The sequence below is a fragment of the Desulfonatronovibrio magnus genome (assembly GCF_000934755.1).
GTDB classification, from domain to species: Bacteria; Desulfobacterota; Desulfovibrionia; order Desulfovibrionales; family Desulfonatronovibrionaceae; genus Desulfonatronovibrio; species Desulfonatronovibrio magnus.
On the sequence record NZ_KN882191.1, the window covers coordinates 1 to 19,990 of the forward strand.

At 46.2% G+C, this 19,990-nt stretch carries 20 protein-coding genes and 1 pseudogene; 17 read left to right on the top strand and 4 right to left on the bottom strand.

Annotated elements, in window-relative coordinates:
- From LZ23_RS24875 to LZ23_RS21630, 13 genes are all read left to right on the top strand, one after another.
- Positions 1-264 (top strand): nucleotidyltransferase family protein (locus LZ23_RS24875; protein ID WP_045217626.1); only part of this gene is annotated, 264 nt, incomplete at its 5' end.
- Entirely contained in the window at positions 261-758 is a 498-nt protein-coding gene (locus tag LZ23_RS21575; RefSeq protein WP_198146076.1) for a ribonuclease toxin HepT-like protein, read from the top strand. The genes LZ23_RS24875 and LZ23_RS21575, both read left to right, overlap by 4 nt.
- Positions 759-1,149: 391 nt before the next feature.
- A complete protein-coding gene (locus LZ23_RS21580; protein ID WP_084591189.1) occupies positions 1,150-2,511 on the top strand; it encodes a lipopolysaccharide biosynthesis protein in 1,362 nt (453 codons plus the stop codon).
- Positions 2,495-3,481, top strand: coding sequence for a nitroreductase family protein (locus LZ23_RS21585; RefSeq protein ID WP_045217631.1), 987 nt, complete (start codon positions 2,495-2,497; stop codon positions 3,479-3,481). The genes LZ23_RS21580 and LZ23_RS21585 overlap by 17 nt, the downstream gene beginning before the upstream one ends.
- Before the next feature lie 13 nt (positions 3,482-3,494).
- The gene (locus tag LZ23_RS23775; protein ID WP_198146077.1) at positions 3,495-3,635 is read left to right on the top strand and encodes a hypothetical protein; all 141 of its coding nucleotides are present in this window, start codon (positions 3,495-3,497) and stop codon (positions 3,633-3,635) included.
- Between the two features lie 5 nt (positions 3,636-3,640).
- Complete coding sequence (locus tag LZ23_RS21590; RefSeq protein ID WP_084591191.1) at positions 3,641-4,996, top strand: UDP-N-acetylglucosamine 1-carboxyvinyltransferase; 1,356 nt, start codon at positions 3,641-3,643, stop codon at positions 4,994-4,996.
- Complete coding sequence (locus LZ23_RS21595; protein WP_045217633.1) at positions 4,965-5,174, top strand: carboxyvinyltransferase; 210 nt, start codon at positions 4,965-4,967, stop codon at positions 5,172-5,174. Before LZ23_RS21590 ends, LZ23_RS21595 begins: the two co-directional genes overlap by 32 nt.
- Positions 5,164-6,387, top strand: a complete 1,224-nt coding sequence (locus LZ23_RS21600) for a glycosyltransferase family protein (RefSeq protein WP_045217635.1) — start codon at positions 5,164-5,166, stop codon at positions 6,385-6,387. The genes LZ23_RS21595 and LZ23_RS21600 overlap by 11 nt, the downstream gene beginning before the upstream one ends.
- A 78-nt stretch (positions 6,388-6,465) precedes the next feature.
- Positions 6,466-7,626, top strand: a complete 1,161-nt coding sequence (locus LZ23_RS21605; protein ID WP_045217637.1) for a glycosyltransferase family 4 protein — start codon at positions 6,466-6,468, stop codon at positions 7,624-7,626.
- Between the two features lie 481 nt (positions 7,627-8,107).
- Positions 8,108-9,238: an AAA family ATPase gene (locus LZ23_RS21615; RefSeq protein WP_045217640.1), complete on the top strand. Its 1,131-nt coding sequence runs from the start codon at positions 8,108-8,110 to the stop codon at positions 9,236-9,238.
- A gap of 280 nt (positions 9,239-9,518) precedes the next feature.
- Positions 9,519-10,529, top strand: a complete 1,011-nt coding sequence (locus LZ23_RS21620) for an AAA family ATPase (protein WP_045217642.1) — start codon at positions 9,519-9,521, stop codon at positions 10,527-10,529.
- On the top strand, positions 10,519-11,022 hold the full coding sequence (locus LZ23_RS21625) for a hypothetical protein (RefSeq protein WP_045217644.1): 504 nt from the start codon (positions 10,519-10,521) through the stop codon (positions 11,020-11,022). The genes LZ23_RS21620 and LZ23_RS21625 overlap by 11 nt, the downstream gene beginning before the upstream one ends.
- Positions 11,023-11,073: 51 nt before the next feature.
- Positions 11,074-12,180, top strand: a complete 1,107-nt coding sequence (locus LZ23_RS21630; protein WP_045217645.1) for a glycosyltransferase — start codon at positions 11,074-11,076, stop codon at positions 12,178-12,180.
- Here LZ23_RS21630 and LZ23_RS21635 read toward each other — a convergent pair.
- The 3 genes from LZ23_RS21635 to LZ23_RS21645 all read right to left on the bottom strand — a co-directional run bounded on the left by LZ23_RS21635 (position 12,146) and on the right by LZ23_RS21645 (position 15,247).
- Entirely contained in the window at positions 12,146-13,174 is a 1,029-nt protein-coding gene (locus LZ23_RS21635) for a stealth family protein (protein ID WP_052507599.1), read from the bottom strand. The two genes, LZ23_RS21630 and LZ23_RS21635, sit on opposite strands and share 35 nt — an antisense overlap.
- A 96-nt stretch (positions 13,175-13,270) precedes the next feature.
- Positions 13,271-13,930, bottom strand: coding sequence for a class I SAM-dependent methyltransferase (locus tag LZ23_RS21640; protein WP_045217647.1), 660 nt, complete (start codon positions 13,928-13,930; stop codon positions 13,271-13,273).
- Positions 13,931-14,017: 87 nt separating this feature from the next.
- Positions 14,018-15,247, bottom strand: a complete 1,230-nt coding sequence (locus tag LZ23_RS21645) for a glycosyltransferase (RefSeq protein ID WP_045217648.1) — start codon at positions 15,245-15,247, stop codon at positions 14,018-14,020.
- Between the two features lie 341 nt (positions 15,248-15,588).
- Here LZ23_RS21645 and LZ23_RS21650 point away from each other — a divergent pair.
- The 4 genes and pseudogenes from LZ23_RS21650 to LZ23_RS21665 all read left to right on the top strand — a co-directional run.
- Positions 15,589-16,107, top strand: a pseudogene (locus LZ23_RS21650) (glycosyltransferase); the annotation flags it as partial.
- Positions 16,108-16,169: 62 nt separating this feature from the next.
- Positions 16,170-17,102, top strand: a complete 933-nt coding sequence (locus tag LZ23_RS21655; protein WP_045217649.1) for a transposase — start codon at positions 16,170-16,172, stop codon at positions 17,100-17,102.
- A gap of 396 nt (positions 17,103-17,498) precedes the next feature.
- Positions 17,499-18,329 carry a type IV toxin-antitoxin system AbiEi family antitoxin domain-containing protein gene (locus LZ23_RS21660; protein ID WP_045217663.1) on the top strand — a complete coding sequence of 277 codons (831 nt, stop codon included), beginning with the start codon at positions 17,499-17,501 and terminating at the stop codon, positions 18,327-18,329.
- 4 nt (positions 18,330-18,333) lie between these two features.
- On the top strand, positions 18,334-19,173 hold the full coding sequence (locus LZ23_RS21665) for a nucleotidyl transferase AbiEii/AbiGii toxin family protein (RefSeq protein ID WP_045217650.1): 840 nt from the start codon (positions 18,334-18,336) through the stop codon (positions 19,171-19,173).
- A gap of 37 nt (positions 19,174-19,210) precedes the next feature.
- Here LZ23_RS21665 and LZ23_RS21670 read toward each other — a convergent pair.
- On the bottom strand, positions 19,211-19,990 hold a 780-nt coding region (locus LZ23_RS21670; RefSeq protein WP_045217651.1), incomplete at its 5' end, for a glycosyltransferase family 4 protein.

A 19,990-nucleotide genomic window follows, 5' to 3' on the forward strand; every position in this document is an offset into this window, starting at 1 on the left:
CTTGCAAACCATGCTGCAGAGCTTTTACGCAAGGAGTATTCCGCAAAAAAAGTTATTCTATTTGGCACATTGGCCATGGATACCGGTTTTTCCGAACATTCAGATATAGATTTGGCTGCGTATGGAATACCTGATGCTTTATTTTATCGCGCGGCAGCCAGAGTTTCAGGTCTTAGCCCGGAATTTACAGTCGATCTGGTGGATCCGGATTCATGCCGACCATCTGTCAGGGAATCGATCCTGACCAGGGGTATTGAGTTGTGACTTCTGAACTTGCAAGGCTCGCTGAACGAATCCGCCTGGAAATGAATGAATTGGAGATGATTGTTGATCGCGCCGTAACCGGAGTCATCCGTGCAAAACAATACCAGGATGACATCTACCTTGATGGCGTTGCTCTAAATCTTCACGCTTTCTACACTGGCATAGAACGCCTTTTCGAGAAAATTGCTGCTAATGTGGATGGACAGCTCCCACAAGGGGCAAATTGGCACAAGGTCTTGCTGATACAGATGGGCCGAGAAGTTCCTGGTCTTCGTCCTGCCGTCATCTCAGATGAGATTCATGTATTTCTGGACGAGTACCGAGGTTTCAGACATGTTGTCCGGAATATTTATACATACAAATTTGATCCTCTTAGAATTGACACCCTTGTTCGCAATGCAAAACAACTTTTTGAGCAATTGAAACGAGAAATGCTGGCTTTTGCAGATTTTCTGGACTTTCTGGCCAACCAAACACCCTCAAGGAGCAGATGATAAGGCCAGGTAAACCTTAAACTTCCTGATGGCTTTGATTATGCTGAAGATGCTTAGACAGACAGCACATCTGTTAACAACAATTCAATAGTCTTTATGAACTTGCAGGAAAGACAAAAGCCGGGATTGGTGGGTTTATCAAGTATTTGAAAAGCTATCGGGAGTGGGAAATTTACAATCCAAGCGATTTTTAACTTTTATTGTGCTATATCAAGAATTTAGACATTAAAACTGAAGCTTTGTGCGACAAAAGTTGTCTGTAAGGGCCAAAAAAGGGCTTTTTTGAAGATCAAATTTAATAAAAACAGTAGGTTGCTGGTCTCAGAGACCCTGGCGCGCAATCACTCAATCACATAAAATACATAAATACCCGCTCTTTGAAAATATAATCATGCAACCAACAGCACCCCAAACATCCATCCTCACCCGCTTCACCAATGGCATTTCATCCAGGTGGAACAGTAAGAGCCATTCGGGTTCGATTTTTAGAAACATGGCCATGCTGGCGTCTGGTTCTGCCGGGGCCAAGGCCATCGGGGCGTTGTCCGTGCCGGTGATCACCAGGATCTATCTGCCTGAGCATTTCGGGGTGCTGGCGGTATTTACATCTTTGACTGCCCTGCTGGTGCCATTTGGCACATTGCGCTATTCCATGGCCCTGCCACTGCCCAATAGGGACGGAACAGCCACTAACCTGGCCGTGCTCTGCGTATCTTCACTTTTGATTGTTTCTTTGCTGGTCACCCTGGTATTCTGGATAGCCGCACCGTACCTGCTTGAACTTTTGTCCATGCAGGCTCTGTTGCCTTTCTGGTGGCTGCTTCCATTGGCCATTGCCGGTACTGGCTTATACGAACTTCTGACAAACTGGGCCGTGCGGGAAAAGGCCTTTAAACCCCTGGCCAGAACCAGAGTCTGGCAGGCAATAATTGGAGCAATCACCAAGATCGGTTTGGGCCTTCTGGGCTTGAAGCCCTTGGGCCTGCTCATCGGGCAGGTCTTTACCCAGGCAGGTGGTGTATTTTCCTTATTTAGGAGTTTTTCAGGTAAACTCAAGACTACATGGCGGCAGGTATCAATCACACGCATCCGTTTCCTGCTCAGGCGCTACGCTGACTTTCCCAAGTACCGCCTGCCATCCCAGTTTTTATTGATTGTCTCCACCAAAGCGCCATTGCTGTTCTTTGCCTGGCAGTTTGGAGCAGAAATAACCGGTCAGCTCGGCCTGGCCCTGATGATGCTGGCCCTGCCCATGACTTTGTTCGGCCAGACCACGGGACAGGCATACTACGCAGAAATCGCCCGCATCGGCCGCAAAAATCCGGAAGAGATTCACAAAGTCACCAAGAGCATCACCAAAAAGCTTTTTCTTATCAGCATCCCTCCTTTTCTGGTTTTGCTCACATTCGGTCCCTGGCTATTTGAGATTGTTTTTGGAGAAGTTTGGAGGGAGGCTGGTGTATTTGCCAGTATTTTAGCTATTTATTTATTGGCGCAATTTATATACAGTCCCATAGGAAATGGGATTTTTAATGTACTTGGAAGGCAATCCACCATTCTATTGATTAATATAAGCCGAATAACCTTAATTGCATGTGCATTTTATATTTCATATATATTGAGCTTTAGTCAATATTTTACACTTATTACATACAGCATCGTACTAACTATCCAATATGTAATAGTAATTTTTATTGTTTTTTATACAATTAAAAAATCCATTAAAGGTCTGACTGATGTTAAGTATAGCTAAAAATATCTACAGATTGTCATTTCAATCACTAAAAATATTGATGTATTATTTAAATGATGCAAAAAAATATTATTTTTCTGCAATATTTCCAAGAAAAAAATATCGTAGAATTGAAGGTATAATAATAAAACTGACCCATTCCATGGAAAAAAGACTCAGCTTTGAAAACAGAGATCCATCATTTGGCAAGGAAAAGGCATTTAAATTAATTTCACTTTTAGAAAGCGGTTTAAAGGATAGTAATAGTAAAGTAAGCAGTACGATTGCCTGTTGGTCCATTAGCACATTGAACGAGTTTTCCAAAACATTCATGGAAAAAAATGAACAAATCGAATTCCTCAAAAGATTGACCAGTATTTCCAAGCTGCTAATAAATCATATTAACCCTACAGAAATACAGGGTGGTATATTTGAACTTACTCGTGACGAAATATTAACTTCTTCAAAAGATAATTATGAATACTTTTCTAAAAACAGGCACTCCATAAGAAATTTTGCAGGTCCAGCTAGAATTGAAATAATCAAACAATCAATATCATTGGCTCAAAAATGCCCGTCAACCTGCAATATCCAACCGGTTCGTGTCTACCTGACTGAAGATGAAAAAACTTTAAATAGCATATTGAGTATTCAAAGGGGGAATAAGGGATTTACAGAAAAGATCCCTCAGTTATTGGTGTTTACTGCCGATTTGTCACTATATTCTGGTTTCAGAGAAAGAAACCAGTGCTATGTAGATGGAGGCATTTTTTCATTGTCTGCAGCATATGCACTGCATTTTAATGGAGTTGGATCATGTTTTCTGAACTGGGCATCCTCCAGAAAAGAAGATGTTCGACTACGCGAAATTTTGAATATCCCTGAGAATGAGGTTGTTATAGTGTTGCTGGCAATCGGCAATCTGTCGGAAAAAATCAGTATACCACTGTCAAAAAGAAGACCAATGGATGAAATATTTAAAGTTGTATAAGCTCTTTTAACTGGTGAACCTGGGCAATGCCAGGGCAAAGGATGTGAAGGCCATAATCTCTCACGTTCAGGAAACTGTTTATCAAAAGTTCGGAGTAATGCTTGAGCGGGAAGTCATATACGTTCCAGAGGATCTGGAAAATCAAAAGGATTAGAACATATGAATGATGCGGATTTTCGTTCCAAGAAAACCATGAAAGTCAGGGGTGGGCAAATACCTCAAGGTTCAGTTAAAGTCAGCGGCGCAAAAAACGCAGCCACCAGACTCATGGCTGCTGCCCTGCTTACTGACGAACGGGTTACTCTGTATAACTTTCCAACAGAACTTGTGGATGCACGGTACAAAGCTGACTTTATGCGCAAAGTCGGGGCTGTTGTTGAGTTTGATGAGGGTTCATCTTTGCTGACTATCCATGCTGACCAGGCCACTACGCCGGACTTGGATAATTACGCATACCCCATACGCACCACTTATCTACTTGTTGCCGGTCAGTTGAACAAAACCGGACTGGCCAGGATTCCCTATCCTGGAGGATGCAGCATAGGCAAGCGCAAATACGATCTGCATGTCATGGTCTGGGAACGAATGGGCTGTGAGGTTAAAGAAAAAGAAGATCACATCGAGATTCGAGGGCAATTAAAGCCAGCAGAAATCAACTTTCCCATAAGCACCATCGGTGGAACAGAAAACGCTCTAATTTGCGGCGCTGGCATTGAGGGAACGACCATAATCCGCAATGCATATGTTTCACCGGAAGTTTATTGCCTGATTGAGTTTCTGCATAGCCTTGGAGCGAATATAAAAACCACAGGCAACAGTTTTATCAGCGTCACCGGCAGTACCAAACTCAGAGGGTCAACTTTCAAAGTCATTCCGGACCGGATTGAAGCTCTGACCTGGATTATTTTCGGTGCGCTTTCCCAAGGGGCGATCATCATCGAAAATGTTCCCTTTGATGTCATGGATTCGCCTTTGCTGCATCTCAGGGAGTCTGGACTGGATATTTATCAAAATTCCACCAATGTCTATATTAACAAGCATTGTCTTAAAAACGGCTCAATCCAGCCATTTGAACTGGCCTGCGGTACATATCCTGGTGTTATTTCCGACATGCAGCCTTTTTTTACACTTTTGGGACTTAAGGCCCAGGGTATCAGTCGTATCTATGATTATCGTTACCCCGATAGAACGGCTTACTTGGGGGAAATGGCCAAATTCTGTCCTGACGCGCTAAGGTGGGAATCAGGAAAAATCACCATCCATGGACCTGGCAAATTTCAGGCGACAGATGCAGTTTCAACAGACTTGAGGGGGAGCATGGGTATGGTCATAGCGGGGCTTCTGGCTGATGGTGTGTCCACGATTTCTGACGTTGGCATGGCTCTGAGGGGTTATGATAGGATGCTTGAGAAGTTACAAGTGTTGGGAATTGAGTGTGAGTTGTTGGATGATGGAAATGGCCCAAATGGGATTGAATTATCAAGTGAAGGACAACCTCCTGCGAATTCAGGGTAATGGGGGAAAACTCCAAGGTGCCAAAGTCAAAGCTCTGGACCTGCGGGCCGGTGCAGCCCTGGCCTTGTGCGGAATGGTGGCGGACGGCGAAACGGTGATTGAAGATGCCTGGCAGATTGAACGGGGGTATGACGGGTTTGTGGAGAAAGTGAGGAGTTTGGGAGGAGATGTTGGATAAAAGATTGAAAATTATATTTGACTTTCTGAATATGAGTGGAGGTGCTCCGCGCTCACAACTGGAACATATGATGGCAATGAAGCAGGCAGGACATAATGTTATAGCAACAATTGAATCTGATGCTGAACTGTTGCGCCAAAAATCTAAAGGCGTGAAGGTTTTTGAGGTGGATAACTTTTCCACTATGACACCAATAAAAAATTTCTATATTATAAAAAAATGGACTAATATAATTAATGCTGTTAAACCTGACTTAATTCACGCAAACCGAAAACCTCAATTTCGCTTTTTGGCAGTTGTATCAGACTTAACAGGTGTGCCTTTGGTTTTTGTACAACCTGGTGGCGTGACAAATATATTCAGCATAAAATCAATGTATAGAAAGACACCTGTCTGTTATTCGCTAGAAAATAAGCGTTCTTTTATTCATGCAGGATTTCTACCTAGTGAAATTAATGTGATTTCAAACCGTATAAAGGCATTTCATGTTAGTAAATTCCATTCGCATACTGGTTTCCCTGTAAAAATATTATTCACTGGAAATATAAAAAGAGGTACTGTACAAGGTCTTTGCAAATTTCTTGAGCATATAAAAGAAATATCTGGCCAGATCAAAGTACCTTTTTTGCTTTATATTGCTGGTCAGGATACATCTCCAGGGCGTATTTATCACGAAATTGTCGCTACCAAAATTTTTGAGACGAACAGAGCACTGAGTGGAAAGGGAAATATTGAAAACTTGGGATGGGTAGAGGATATAGAAAAGCTCCAGGCATCAATGGACATATGTATCGGAAAAGGCAGGAGCGTCATTCAGCCTGCCATGGCTGGAAAAATCTGCTTTGTTATTGCTGAGACTGGAAGGTTAACTCGTGTTTCTAATAAAACATTTCAGAGTCTATACGAATTTAACTTTTCTGGAAGAGGTGATCAGGAAGATTGTAGATCAGATTTCTTGGCTTTACTAAGTGATTACTCTTGTCTTGCCAAGCTGATGGAGGAATCTGATAGCGTTGCTCCAAAAGTGTGTGATTTTTATCTTGCAGAAAATGCAAAAGAAAAGCTTGAGTATGTGTACGCACAGGCACTGAAAACTCAATCGAAAAGGCCACAAAGGTCAAATGCAATAAAGAGATATATATTTCTATATATGTTGTCTTTGCAAGAATTCGCTTTAAATCATGTGGCCAGTCCCCAAGTATCTCAGGATTGATTTTCATTTTTTTTATAACTCCTCATGGATGATCCAAAATAAAAAATATGAACCAGATGTCTGCCGTTTGCGATACACATGAAAACAAGTAAAATTCTCATCTTCATCAACTCCCTGACCTGCGGCGGGGCGGAGCGGGTTGCGTCGACCCTGGCGGGGTACCTGGCCCGATCCGGTTGTGCCGTGATTGTTGTGACCATGCAGGGCCGGGAGAAGGATTTCTACAGGCTGGATCAGCGGGTCACCCGGTACTGCCTGGACACGGCCTACGACAAGCCTTTTCTGGGCAAGATTCTGGTCAATATCGGCAATTTCAGGAGGCTGCGCCGGATTCTGCTCCGGGACAAGCCGGATGTTGTCCTGGGCATGATGACCAAGTGCGCGGTGATGTCCATTCTGACCGGCCTGGGGCTGCCGGTCCGGGTGGTGGTCTCGGAGCGCAATTTTCCCGGCCAAAAGAGGATTGCCTGGCTTCTGGCCCAACAGCGTAGACTGCTCTACCGCCACGCCGACGCCCTGGCTGCCCAGACCACTGAGGAAGCCAAGTGGCTGAAAAGGTATGTCGCCGCCGCCAACATTGAGGTGATCCCCAACGCCGTGTTCTGGCCTCTGCCCGCGGCTGAGCCGGTCATCCCTCCCCGGGACTGGCTGGATTCAGGCGACAAAGTGGTGCTGGCCGCGGGGCGGTTGTCTCAGCAAAAAGGCTTTGACCTGCTCATCCGGGCATTTTCCATGATCGGTACGCACCGCGACGGCTGGAAGCTGGTCATTATCGGCAAGGATGGGGATGCGGGGGACCCCGGCACGCGCGGACATCTGGTCCAGTTGGTTCAGGATCTGGGGCTTGAAGGGCGGGTGCTCTTGCCGGGTTTGGTCGGCAACATCGGGGACTGGTATGAGCGAGCGGATATGTTTGTGCTCAGCTCCCGCTACGAGGGGTTTCCCAATGTGCTGCTGGAGGCCATGGCCTGCGGTCGCCCCTGCATCGCCTTTGACTGCGACACCGGCCCCCGTGATCTGATCAGGAGCGGCGAAAACGGCCTCCTGGTTCCGTCCCTGGACGTAACGGCCCTGTCCCGGGCCATGGAGCAGCTCATGAATGATCAGGATTACCGCACTATGCTTGCCCAAAGGGCTGTGAGCGTGCGGGAGAGGTTTTCCGAGGAGGCTGTCATGGGGAAGTGGAAACGGTTGCTGGGTATTGAAGCCTACTGTGGTGGATTGGAGTCAGTGACCTAATCAACTTATTGATGTGATTGCATAAATGATCCCTGCATCTCCATAAATATGCCTTAATCCCCACTTCACTGCTCAAAAACCAGTAGTAAGCAAATATGCCAGAGCCAACAGAAGCTTCTATCCTGAAATCATAACCTTCGTTTTCTGCGGGTTTTGTGGAAAGGATGGAGGACCGCTTTGGAGTAAAAGCCAGGCATAGACTTATTGATAATGAGAATAATGCAGTGTATGCCTTGCAGGAGTCGGCTACAGATTACCGTCCAGGTTTTAACGGAAAAAATGATACCCTGATTATTTCATCGCAGGGCTCTAAGTGCTTACAACACAGCCGTTTTATGGTAGCAGGGGAAAGTCCGCGTGCCACATCTGATTCATTTTTGTATTTTACAACAGGGTGAAGAATCAGAAAAAAATCATAAACTTATTGGAAGCTCAACACAGACTCCGTGATCCTGTTTATGGGTATAATCAAGGACAGCTCATGAATAATCGGCATAAACTGAGGCGCTTACTAATCAAGGGATTCAAATCCTTTGATTCAGCAGGGCAAAGCATAGAATTTGGAGATATTAATGTCTGCATTGGCCCAAACGCAGCTGGCAAGAGCAACCTGGTCTCATTCTTCCGGATGCTCAACTTCATGACCACAGGGGCATTGCAGCAATTTATCGGTGAACAGGGGTATTCCGACTCAATCCTTCATTTTGGATCAGCCATTACCCCGGTCATGGAGGCGGAGTTATTTTTTGCCAGGGATGATGGAGAGTATAATAAATACGAGATCACCCTTGTCCATGCCAGCGGTGGCAAGCTTATTTTTACAAGGGAAATAGCTTGCTGGTCTGGTACAACCAAGGATAACTTACCTATGGTTGACCTCAAGTCTGGCCATGACGAATCCGCCCTGATCCAGGATGCTGACACAGGCCCAACCAGCCGCTTTGTTCTTGATCTGCTTAGAAAATGCCAGGTGTTTCAGTTTCATGACACCTCAAGCACGGCTAAGATCAGAAATCCAGGATATATAAACGACAACCGTTATCTGCGGGGTAATGCCGGTAATCTGGCTGCCTTCTTATACGCCATGAACGCTAAAGAGGAGACCAGGCCTTATTACAAGCGCATTTTGCAGCATATCAGAGAAGTAATCCCCGGATTTGGTGACTTCGAACTCCAGCCCACCGCACTGAACAGTGAATACATTAAGCTGGACTGGATGGAAAAGGGATCATCCTACCGCTTCGGTCCGCATCAGCTTTCCGACGGCAGCCTGCGCTTCATGGCCATGACCGCGCTTATGCTGCAGCCGCCGCAAACTCTGCCCGGCCTGATCATCCTGGATGAACCGGAACTCGGTCTGCACCCGGCTGCCTTGTCCTCTCTGGCCGGAATGGTCAAAAACGCGGCCCGGAAAAGCCAGATCATTTTGGCCACTCAATCCCCAAGGCTTGTGGATGAATTTGAGGCTGCTGAAATCATGGTCCTGGAACGTCACGAACAAACCAGGGCCACCCAGGTGCACAGGCTGGATGAGTCCTCCCTGAAAAACTGGCTTGAAAGGTATACCTTGTCCGAGTTGTGGGAGAAGAACGTCCTGGGAGGCAAGCCTTGAGCGGGCTCATCCGGTTGCACATCACAGCCGAAGGACAGACAGAGGAGAGATTTGTCCGCAGGATCCTTCAACCCACCTGGCCTTGAAAAATGTTAGCAGGGGACAGACCCCCCCACACTTATTTTTCTGAAGGATGACTGACACGCTTAAAAATAAGTGAGGGGAGAGTCAGCCTCCGTGCCACATCAAAATGTCTAAAATGACTAAAATGTTACTAATATTTTTTTGCAATAGGGAGTATTTGGGTCCAATTACGAATCACCTCAAAGGATAGCAAATCATGCTGGAGACAATCAATATCAAAAACTGCGGTCCGCTGCAGGAAGTGCAATGGACTCCCGGGCCGGGATTTAATGTTATTATTGGCGAAAACGATACCGGCAAAACACTGCTGCTCAAGGCCTTGTATGCGCTTGTGCGCGCAGTGGAGGAATACGGCAGGGGCAGTGACGTTCGTACTTTCCGCCAGGTTCTGGACACAAAACTGACCTGGACCTTCCAGTTAAAAAAGATTGGCGATTTAGTGCGTAAGGGCGAGGGCAACAAATTGCGTCTGGAAGCCGTAATTGATGGTCAGAAAGTTTTTTTCGGCTTTGGACAATCCGCGGAAAAAGGGGTTGGCGAGGCATTGGAGCCGGATACGCCCCGACAGGCCAATTCAGCCTATTTGCCTGCCAAAGAGGTCTTGTCCATAGAGGCTATAATCCGACAGTCAAGGGAGATAGACAAGCAGTTCGGCTTCGACGACACCTATTATGACTTGGTTCAGGCTGTAAACAAGCCTCCCCGGATGGGCAAGATCTGGAGGTCTTTTGCACATGCCAGAAAAGGGCTTGGAGATCTTATCGGGGGGCATCTGGAGCAAAGCGGCAAAGAGTGGTATTTCGTCAAGGGAAAGGCCTGGCATCCCGTTTCTATAACTGCTGAAGGTATCAAGAAAATCGCCATATTGGACAGGCTCCTGGGCAATCGGATGCTAACTCCGGATTCTGTCCTGTTTATAGACGAACCCGAGGCTGCCCTGCATCCCGCGGCGATCATCAAATTTCTGGATATGCTGGCCATGCTTGCCAGCCAGGGCGTACAGATATTAATGGCCACCCACTCTTACTTTGTGCTCAAGAAACTCCAGATCCTGAGCGTGCAAAAAAATATGTCCGTACCTCTGATGTCTTTGTCCGGCACTCAGCCCTGTGCAAGCGATCTCAGGGACGGGATGCCGGACAATCCTATTGTGGATACATCTGTTGCCCTATACGAAGAAGAGCTGGAGGCAAGCCTTGGCAAATAAGGAATATTTCGAATCCGGCATGAGCTTTGTTTTTGATGATCAAAGCGTATTTTTGCCTGAAAGGGTCCCTTTCCTTGAGAGGTTCCAGCATGTAAAAGCCTGTGATTTTGTTAGCCTTTACCATAAGAAATCCAGAAAAATACTGTTATTCATTGAAGCCAAAAGCTCTGCCCCGTATCAGCCGGAACCGCTTAAAAGCTATTTGAACAGTATTTACAGTCAATTCTGGCATAGCCTGTTTTTCTACATCAGCCTGGTATTTGACAGGCATGAAAATGCAGCTGCAGGTCTGCCCGACAAATTAAAACAAAAACAAAACCTGAAAAAACCAATTATGTGCGTGCTTGTAGTCCGTAGCCATAAAAAAGAATGGCTCCAGCCCCTGCAGGAAGGCCTGCGTAAGGAAATGTTGAGCATGAAGAAGGTTTTTGCCCAACTGGATATTGTTGTGACCAATGAACAGGGTGCCAGGAAATATGGACTGGTGAGGTAATATGATTTTGATTGGGCTTATTTATGCAAATATTTACTCTGATGTGTTATTATGAGAATTGCAGTAATAATTCCTTCCTTGGCAGGTGGCGGCAAAGAAAGAATGAGGTTGCATCTGATTAAGGAATGGCTGGATCATGGCATTGCAATCGATTTGGTTCTTTGCAGAAAACAGGGCGATTTGCTCCAGCTGGTTCCTTCAGAGGTCAAAATTTATGAAGTGGCAGCGCAACATAATTATTTCTTCCCTTTTGGGTTTTTACGTTATTTGATTAAACATAGACCAACCCATATTTTATCCGCTTCCAATGACATTACCGCCATGTCTCTGCTTATCAATCTTGTGACACGTTTAGATATTCCTGTGGTGGCCAGTTTTCACAACCATCTTTCTTCTGAAGTGCAGTTTGCCAAAGGATTGAAATTTTTTTCAGTTAAAATTGTAAATTTTATTCTGGCCAAAACAATCAGCAGGGCAAAAGGTGTAATCGCGGTTTCTAAAAGCGTTGCTGATGACCTCATAGGTCATTTTCCCTGCCTTAAGGACAATATCTATACAATCAATAATCCCACAATCAATCAGGATATGCGCAGGAGAGCAACACAGCCGTTATCCGGCAATCCAGTTCCAGCAGGAATCCCCTGGATATTTTATGCCGGTCGTTTAGTGCCCGCAAAAGGTCTGGATGTTCTGCTGCAGGCTTTTTATAAAATTGCTGCCAGGTCAAACGCTCACCTTGTCCTGGCAGGTGAAGGCCCCTTAAGGGCACAACTCACGGATATGGTTAGAGACATGAAACTAATTGACCGAGTTCATTTTATGGGATTCCAGGAAAATCCCCTGCCATGGATGAGGGAAGCAGATGTTTTTGTCTTGCCTTCAAGACACGAAGGGTTGCCTAATGTACTAATCGAAGCCCTGGCCTGCGGTGCCCAAATTGTTGCGACTGACTGTCCTGGCGGATCTGAAGAAATCCTTGGAAATGGTATTTATGGTCAGCTGGTTCCTGTTGATGATGCAGTCGCTCTTTCAAATGCTGTAATAATGAGCTTGAACAGAGAGTTTTACGTGGCACCTGAAATTTTGAAAGACAGAGCAGAGGATTATACTGTTGAAAAGGCGGCTAACGAGTACTTGAATGTTTTAAAAAATGCTTAATATCCAGATGGTCCCAAAGATATATTTCAATTTCATTTCTTAATGAATTGTTTATTTTGTCCATAGAATTCAAGCATAAAAATTTTGTATGACCTGACTTAATTTTGTTTATCTTGCTTACTATGGTCCTTTTTAAATCTCTTTCTCCGCTTATCATTTCAGATTCATTTGCATTTTTTAATACTGCATTTTTCATTCTTATTTCCTCATGATTTGAAAGGGAGGTAAGTCTGAACTGATTCATATCTCTGTAGGGATACTTTATGTTTTGAATAAATATCTCCTGGTTTGCTTTAAAAAATAATTGCATTGTCTCTGTTTTAACTGGATGAGGAACATGTGGCGACCAGTAATATTTGTCAGTAAATCCCGCAAGTTCAGCACCTCGCATATGAGCTAAGAGATACATGGTCCTGCTTATGCCAAAAATTTTTTTTAACATAAAATTTATTGTTTTATGAAAATAGATTCTGGACTGATTAAACCTTACTAACTTTTTCCATTCACCTCTAAGCACAACTTTGCCATTCTCAAAAAAATCTTCAGGACTGACTTGATTTGTTATCAGAAAATCATCATTAAAATAAATAAATTGAGGTGCAATTTCCGGTATTCTCCATATGGCTGTTTCAATACTTCTTGAATTGAATGTCGGCAAGGCCCACTCATACCCCCTGAAAATCACCTGATGATCAATGATCTTGATGTTCATCTTCTGCATCAGTTGACTATTCAGAAAAGCTGGGACCTGATTGTCTGTAATGATAAAAATATTACGAATCCAGGGCGCGAATTTTTTTATTGAAGCAAGACAGTATCGCAGCTCTCCATTGTCTTGAAACCTGGTATCATCTCTGCCGGCAGCTATGGGTATGTCGCCTTTGCCGGGCTTTTCATTCAGGGCGGCTATTCGTTTTGCCCTGTGCACTGGATCGCTGCCATCAACCCAGGTGATGACTGCGTCTATTGGTGAATTTTTTGATGAGTGGGGCATGTTTATATTTCTTATTTAACCTGATTTTGACGGATCATCTTCACATTTCGCGCTTGACGCGATGTGTGAAGATGTTTTGCATTATTCTTATATTTTTTATCTGCCTTTTCTTGCATCTATAAAATAACTAACAGGCATGACCTTGGATGAAGGCAGAATTTTTGCGAATGCCCATCCAAAAATATTTATTAAAGGGATAACTCCAATAATGAATGGAGCTGTAAGGATTGCTGGGCTTTTTTCCTGAACAGAATCAATAAGGCCTTTGGCCAGGGCTATATTCATTAATAGAGCTGATGTTTCCACTGGTGAAGTTTGTTCACTTATTTCCTCGATTTGAAGATCGTGTTTTTTCAGCATATGTATAAGTCCATGACGAGTTAGACGCTGGTAATCATGTGGTTCATCATGCAGGGGGTAGAGAAAAGGAATTTTTATGAATACGTGTCCGCCTGTGCTCAAGACTCTCGAAACCTCGGCTATGGCCAGTTCAGGATTAGCAATATGTTCCAAGACATCAAACATGATAGCGGTATCAATGCTTGCATCTGCAAAAGGCAACCAGGATGCGTCGCCCAGGATATCCGGAGCTCCATCATAGCCAAGAGCCATGGTTTTAGGATAGTCAAGCCCGATGTATGTGACTGTGTTCCGAACAATTTTTTTAATTTGACTATTACCGCAGCCAATATCCAGCAGGATGCCTTGCTGCTTTTTCTGCAATAATTCTGAAAAATCGTTAGAACTTCTGGTCATCAGCCATTGCGGATGTAAAGGTGTATTCCGGACCGGCTTTAACCAGTGTTTTAATTGCTTTACTGTAATCATCATAGACACTCAGGTTCAATGCTTAGCCAAGCGTACATCTACAAAAATCCGCCCGAATTTCTCAACAGTAATCTCCCAGTCAAATTCATGCTCTACCCTCTGTCTGGCCGCGGCCGCAATTCTACGGCACATGGTTGTATCATCCAAGGCGGTAATAACAGCCTGGGCCAGATCCTGTGGGCTTCCGGGCTGGACGAGAATGCCGGTCTGGTTATGGATAACCGTGTCATGAACAGCCGGAATATCTGAGGCAATTACCGGACATTTACAGCCCATTGCTTCCACAATCACCAATCCCAGGCCTTCCTGGTCGCCGCTTTTTGCCCTGACAAAGGGAAATACCGCCAGGGCGGCTTTTTGGTACAGTTGGGGCAGCTGATTCTGAGGAATCATGCCCAGAAATTTGACCTTATCTGACAAGTTGAGGCTGGCAGTCAATGCTTTGAGATCATTTTCCAGGGGGCCTGATCCGGCGATGGTCAGCCTGGTTTCCGGCCTGGTTGCAAGGATTTCCGCCATGGCCTTTATGAGCACTTCCACACCTTTTTTCTCCACCAGTCTGCCCACGAACACCAGTTCATGATCAGTGCGTTTGACATCAAGATCAGGCACAAATGTGTTTTTGAGATCCACCCCCATGGGAATGACTTTAACTTTATCCAGGTGTGCTCCAAGTTTCAGGGCTTCTTTTTGCAGTGCGTGGCTGACCACGGTCAGAACCTGGCATTTTTGAACAATCTTTTTCTTGAGCCAGGAAAATATCCTGCCCTGCAAGGCATACATATCCCCGCCGTGGGAAGTGCAGACAACAGGAATTTGTTTGCGGGTCAAAGCCAGGGCCATGTGGGCAGCAAGGCCCTGGGGGATTATCCAGTGGGCGTGGATTATATCGAGTTGTTCCTGGCGCAGGATTTTTATCAGGGCCAGTAATTGGCCCAGGAGGAAAAAGGGAACCAGCAGATAATTCAAAGGATTGGCCTTTAGTCTGCCCATAATCCCGCCGCTGTGGGTGGCCAGGTTTTCCTGAGGCCGAAAAAAGTATCCAAACCGCAATACCCTCATACCGGCCATGACTTCTTCATCCTTTGCGCCGGGTGAGCGCGGAGCCAGGACTGTGATATTGAATTTATTCGCCAGTCTACGGCTCAGTTCGTAAACAAACCCTGGTTCAGAATCATTATGCCACCTGGGGAAGGTGGAGCTCAGCACCAGGATTCCGGCTTTGTTGCCATCATTATTATCCATACCTGCACCATTACTGCAGGTGTTATCTGTTATCAATATAAATCAATACCCATCATCTTTACACTTCGCGTTTGACGCAATATGTAAAGATGATTTTCGTCTCTTCTTTGAGGTAAATTTTATCAATGCCACAACCCTGATTTTTGGGCTGGACTGCCCAATGTCCTCATCAAGGCCAAGGACTTCACCGTGGATAGGGCAGCCAGTGACTATATGGAAGTTTCGATTGGCATCATCTTTACACTTCGCGCTTGACGCGATGTGTAAAGATGATCGTCATTTTTTTCTGCGGCCAATGACATCAACTCCATTGCCCAGATTTTTTTAAGACTAGCACTCCATGGATCATCTTCACCGGTCGCCTAGTGCAGGCCAAGGGCCTGGACGTTCTCCTGGAAGCATTCCGGCAGATCACGGGCAAGACCGCGGCGCACCTGGTCCTGCTGGGCGAAGGCCCGCTCAGGCCGAAACTGGAATCCATGGTCTGGGACCTGGGGCTGGCCGGACGGGTGCATTTCGCCGGGTTCCAAAACAACCCCCTGCCCTGGATGCGGGAGGCTACACTGCTGGTTCTGCCTTCCCGGCACGAAGGCTTGGGCAACGTGCTTATCGAAGCCCTGGCCTGCGGCACCCAGATCGTGGCCACGGACTGTCCCAGCGGCCCGGCTGAGATTCTGGAAGGTGGCAAATACGGCCAACTCGTACCTGTGGAAGACCCCACAGCCCTGGCCCAGGCTATGCTTAGCAGTCTCAACAGCACTTTCCGCGTCGCCCCCGAAATGCTCAAGGCCCGGGCCGAGGATTTCACCGTGGAGAAGGCGGCAAAGCAGTATATGGACACCTTGCTTGGCAAAATATAACCCCCATCATCTTTACACTTCGCGCTTGACGCGATATGTAAAGATGTGGCAGTTGTTTTGGCATGAAATACAACGACAAAAGGTTCTGCGGAAATGAACAGCGGATTTTCAGGGCCAGGCACAAGATCACTGAGCCCGGGGTTATATCCCATGTCACCCAGCGTGCAGCAGGCAAAGAGCCGCTGTTTATTGATGATACTGATTATCTGACCATGCTGATGTTGCTAAAGGAAAGCGTGGAAAAGTTTGATCTGCGCTATTATGCCTTGAGTCTTATGGCTAATCACACACATATTTTGCTGGAACCCCGGGAAAAGAATCTGCCTGAAGCAATGCGCTCCATATTTTCAAGGTATGCAGCCAAATTCAATACAAAATACCAGCGAAAGGGCCATCTTTTTGGTGGACCTTACCGTCAGTCAGTATGCCTGGACAATACTTATCTGCTCACAGCTTCAATATACATCCACCTGAATCCTGTCCGCGCCGGCATAGTGGATAAGGCGGATGCATACAGATGGTCCTCGGCATCATTGTATTGTGGTGAATCCGCTGTGGAATCCTTTGTTGACCCCGGGGTTGTATTGCGCCTGGTTCATGACCAGGAACCGGAAGCTCGAAAGAATTACCGCCGAATGCTTGAGCAGGTCCACGGGCATGAGCCGGAAAACGCTCTTGAGCATGAAGGGGCTATTGAAAAATTCTGTATCCGCCTGGCTCAAATTTTTCCAGGGTTGTTTAAAAAGCTGGGCAAAAAAACCGAAAATACAGAAAAGTACCTGGGATGCAATGCATCTATGCTGGATCTGGCCCGGCTTGAACAGGTCATTGAAAATACCGACTTCAGCCGTTCCTGGTCCATGGAAAGCAGGAAGGCCAAGAAGTATATAGTGGAACAGTTATTGGCCAGGGGATTTAAGAAGACCGAGATAGCCGGGCGGTTGGGGATTTCACGCAGGTCAGTATACAATATCATTAATTCTTCATGTGATTGACAGACAAACATCTTCACACTTCGCGCTTGACGCAATATGTAAAGATAATGTTTACATTTCGCGCTTGACGCGATGTGTAAACTATTTCCAAGATCTGCAACAAAGGCCTTGGCTGCCCATGCTGGACATGAAGCGCTTCTCCCTGCCGGAACTCATCACTTCATGTTCAATGAGGCTTTCTCTGCTTCCTGGGCGATTTGGACGCCTTCGCTGAAAAGATCAACCTCCTGGCTGAAAGCCCACAGTTGTGGAAGGAAATGGGCGAATACAACCGGGCCAAGGTGGAGGGGAGGTTTACGCTGGAACGGATGGTCCGGGAATATGAGGATTTGTTTCAGGAGTTGACATGATTATATTTTATATGCAATATGCCTAACAAGGGTGGGCTTTATGCATATGAATGATAATACAAAATTAAAAACACTTGGCCCCCAGGGGGCCTATCTGGTTGGCATGCTCCATGAAAAAGGCAAGCCTGTATTTTCCAACGCTGATGTCAGGGATATCACTGGGCTGAATCCTAAATCCGCCAGGAATCTGATGGCAGCTCTTGTGAACAGAGGAGTGGCCACCCGGCTCAAGCCGGGCCTGTTCAATCTTGTTCCATACGAACTCGGTTTTGCGCGGGAATATTTGGGCAATCCTTATGTCCTGGCCCGGGAACTGGCAGGCAGGCAAAAATACTATATCTCACATGCATCGGCCATGGACATCCATCAAATGGTTACCCAGCCCCAGTTGAAAATTTTTGTTTCAGTTGCCCGTTCCATTCGGCCCCGCATGATTCTTGGAACGGAATATTATTATGTAAAGTGCAGATTGGATCAGTTTTTCGGCATTGAGAAACACTGGGCCACGAAAACAGACAGCGTGCTGGTCAGTGATCCGGAACGGACGATTGTTGACTGCCTCAAGCTGCCGCAGCATTGCGGTGGTTTGAGCGAAGCAGCCAAGGGGCTGTGGATCAAAAAACAGGAATTGGATGTGGATCGATTGATTCGGTATGCTGTTGAAGTTGACGTCGGTGCGGTAATTCGCAGGCTTGGATTTTTGCTGGAAACTTTCCAGATGGCCTCAGACTTCCAGATCTTGACCTTGAAGCAGCATCTGTCCAAATCTTATGTCCTCCTGGATCCTGTACTGCCTGACCAGGGTAGATATCTTGCCAGGTGGCGCTTGCGGCTCAATATGGAACCGGACGAGCTGCTTGCTTTGGTCAGGACCTGAACACATGATACCCCAGAGAAACATTTCGCTTTTGGCCAACCGGCTTGCTGGAAAAGGCAAAAGACGCATTCCGGAAGCTGTGTTGGAGCTTGATTATTGCCTGGCTTGGTTTCTCATCGGTTTGTCCAGGTCTTCCCTGGATGAGAATTTGATCTTTAAGGGCGGTACAGCGCTCAAGCGTTGTTACTTCCATGATTACCGGTTCTCTGAAGACCTTGATTTTACCCTGGCTCGGGACATGTCCTTTGCGGATATCCTGTCCGGCCTTGAAGAGGTTTACAAGCAGGTCAGGCAGGAAAGCGGGATTATGTTTGCATTTCACGCCGAGGACCGAAACAGGCATCACAACAGTCATACGTTTTACCTTGGCTATGAAGGTCCGCTCCCGGCAACAACCCGCAAAACAGTCAAGGTGGATATAACTATCAAGGAAAAGTTAGCTTTTCCTGTAGAAAAACGCCGTGTTTTAAGAGGGTATGAGGAATATGCAGATATCCCGGGAGGAAGCTTGATCAGCGTATATTCCCTGGACGAGATTTGTGTTGAGAAATTTCTGGCCCTTACCGACAAGGCCCGGAATGAACCGCGCGATTTGTATGATTTCTGGCATCTTGTGTCCAATAATCATGTTGACTTGAACATGCTTTGGCCTGAAGTAAATGCCAAACTCGATTTCAGGCACAGGACCGCTGATGGTTTAGCTGCTGCTTATGACCGCAAAGAAGCACGTTTGAAAAAGTTGTGGGATAATCGACTGGGCTCGCAAATGGCGGAATTACCTCAGTTTGATGATGTTTTTCGGATTGTCAGAAGGGCTGTCAAAGGTGCTGGCTGGTTTGGTTAGGCCAGAGTGGCAGGGGCGCCGTGTATATTGAAAAAGACTACTGGGCAACAACACGCACATCTTCATAAATCCTCTTAAATCTCTCTACTGTAATCTCCCAGTCAAATTCATGCTCCACCTTGTGCCTGGCCATGGGCGCAATTTTCCTGCACAAGGATTTGTCATCCAGAGCGGTAATAACAGCCTGGGCCAGGTCCTGTGGACTTCCGGGCTGGACGAGAATGCCGGTCTGGTTATGAATAACAGTGTCATGAACAGCAGGGATATTTGACGCAATTACCGGACATCCGCAGCCCATGGCTTCCACAATTACCAATCCCAGGCCTTCCTGGTCGCCGCTTTTTGCCCTGACAAAGGGAAACACTGCCAGGGCGGCGCGCTGGTAGAGCCGGGGTAGTTGATTCTGGGGGACCATGCCCAGAAAACTGACCTTATCTGACAGGTTGAGTCTGGCGGTCAATGCTTTGAGATCATTTTCCAGGGGGCCTGATCCGGCAATGGTCAGACTTGTTTCCGGCCTGGATGCAAGGATTTCCGGCATGGCCTTTATGAGCACTTCCACACCCTTTTTCTCCACCAGCCTGCCCACAAACAGCAGTTCATGATCACTTCTTTTGAGATCAAGATCAGGCACAAAAGTGTTCTTGAGATCAACCCCCATGGGGATGACTTTGACTTTATCAGGGTATACTCCAAGCTTCAGAGTTTCTTTTTGCAGGGCCTGGCTGACCACGGTCAGAACCTGGCATTTTTGAACAATCTTTTTCTTGAGCCAGGAAAATATCCTGCCCTGCAAGGCATACATATCCCCGCCGTG

What these genes read in the sequence shown, in the direction of transcription:
- LZ23_RS21580 (WP_084591189.1), top strand. Translation starts at nt 1,150, where the DNA reads ATGCAACCAACAGCACCCCAAACATCCATCCTCACCCGCTTCACCAAT.
- LZ23_RS21605 (WP_045217637.1), top strand. Translation starts at nt 6,466, where the DNA reads ATGAAAACAAGTAAAATTCTCATCTTCATCAACTCCCTGACCTGCGGC.
- LZ23_RS21635 (WP_052507599.1), bottom strand. Translation starts at nt 13,174, where the DNA reads ATGCCCCACTCATCAAAAAATTCACCAATAGACGCAGTCATCACCTGG.
- LZ23_RS21630 (WP_045217645.1), top strand. Translation starts at nt 11,074, where the DNA reads ATGAGAATTGCAGTAATAATTCCTTCCTTGGCAGGTGGCGGCAAAGAA.
- LZ23_RS21585 (WP_045217631.1), top strand. Translation starts at nt 2,495, where the DNA reads ATGTTAAGTATAGCTAAAAATATCTACAGATTGTCATTTCAATCACTA.
- LZ23_RS21655 (WP_045217649.1), top strand. Translation starts at nt 16,170, where the DNA reads ATGAAATACAACGACAAAAGGTTCTGCGGAAATGAACAGCGGATTTTC.
- LZ23_RS21640 (WP_045217647.1), bottom strand. Translation starts at nt 13,930, where the DNA reads ATGACCAGAAGTTCTAACGATTTTTCAGAATTATTGCAGAAAAAGCAG.
- LZ23_RS21620 (WP_045217642.1), top strand. Translation starts at nt 9,519, where the DNA reads ATGCTGGAGACAATCAATATCAAAAACTGCGGTCCGCTGCAGGAAGTG.
- LZ23_RS21660 (WP_045217663.1), top strand. Translation starts at nt 17,499, where the DNA reads ATGAATGATAATACAAAATTAAAAACACTTGGCCCCCAGGGGGCCTAT.
- LZ23_RS21600 (WP_045217635.1), top strand. Translation starts at nt 5,164, where the DNA reads ATGTTGGATAAAAGATTGAAAATTATATTTGACTTTCTGAATATGAGT.
- LZ23_RS21665 (WP_045217650.1), top strand. Translation starts at nt 18,334, where the DNA reads ATGATACCCCAGAGAAACATTTCGCTTTTGGCCAACCGGCTTGCTGGA.
- LZ23_RS21590 (WP_084591191.1), top strand. Translation starts at nt 3,641, where the DNA reads ATGAATGATGCGGATTTTCGTTCCAAGAAAACCATGAAAGTCAGGGGT.
- LZ23_RS21615 (WP_045217640.1), top strand. Translation starts at nt 8,108, where the DNA reads ATGAATAATCGGCATAAACTGAGGCGCTTACTAATCAAGGGATTCAAA.
- LZ23_RS21645 (WP_045217648.1), bottom strand. Translation starts at nt 15,247, where the DNA reads ATGGATAATAATGATGGCAACAAAGCCGGAATCCTGGTGCTGAGCTCC.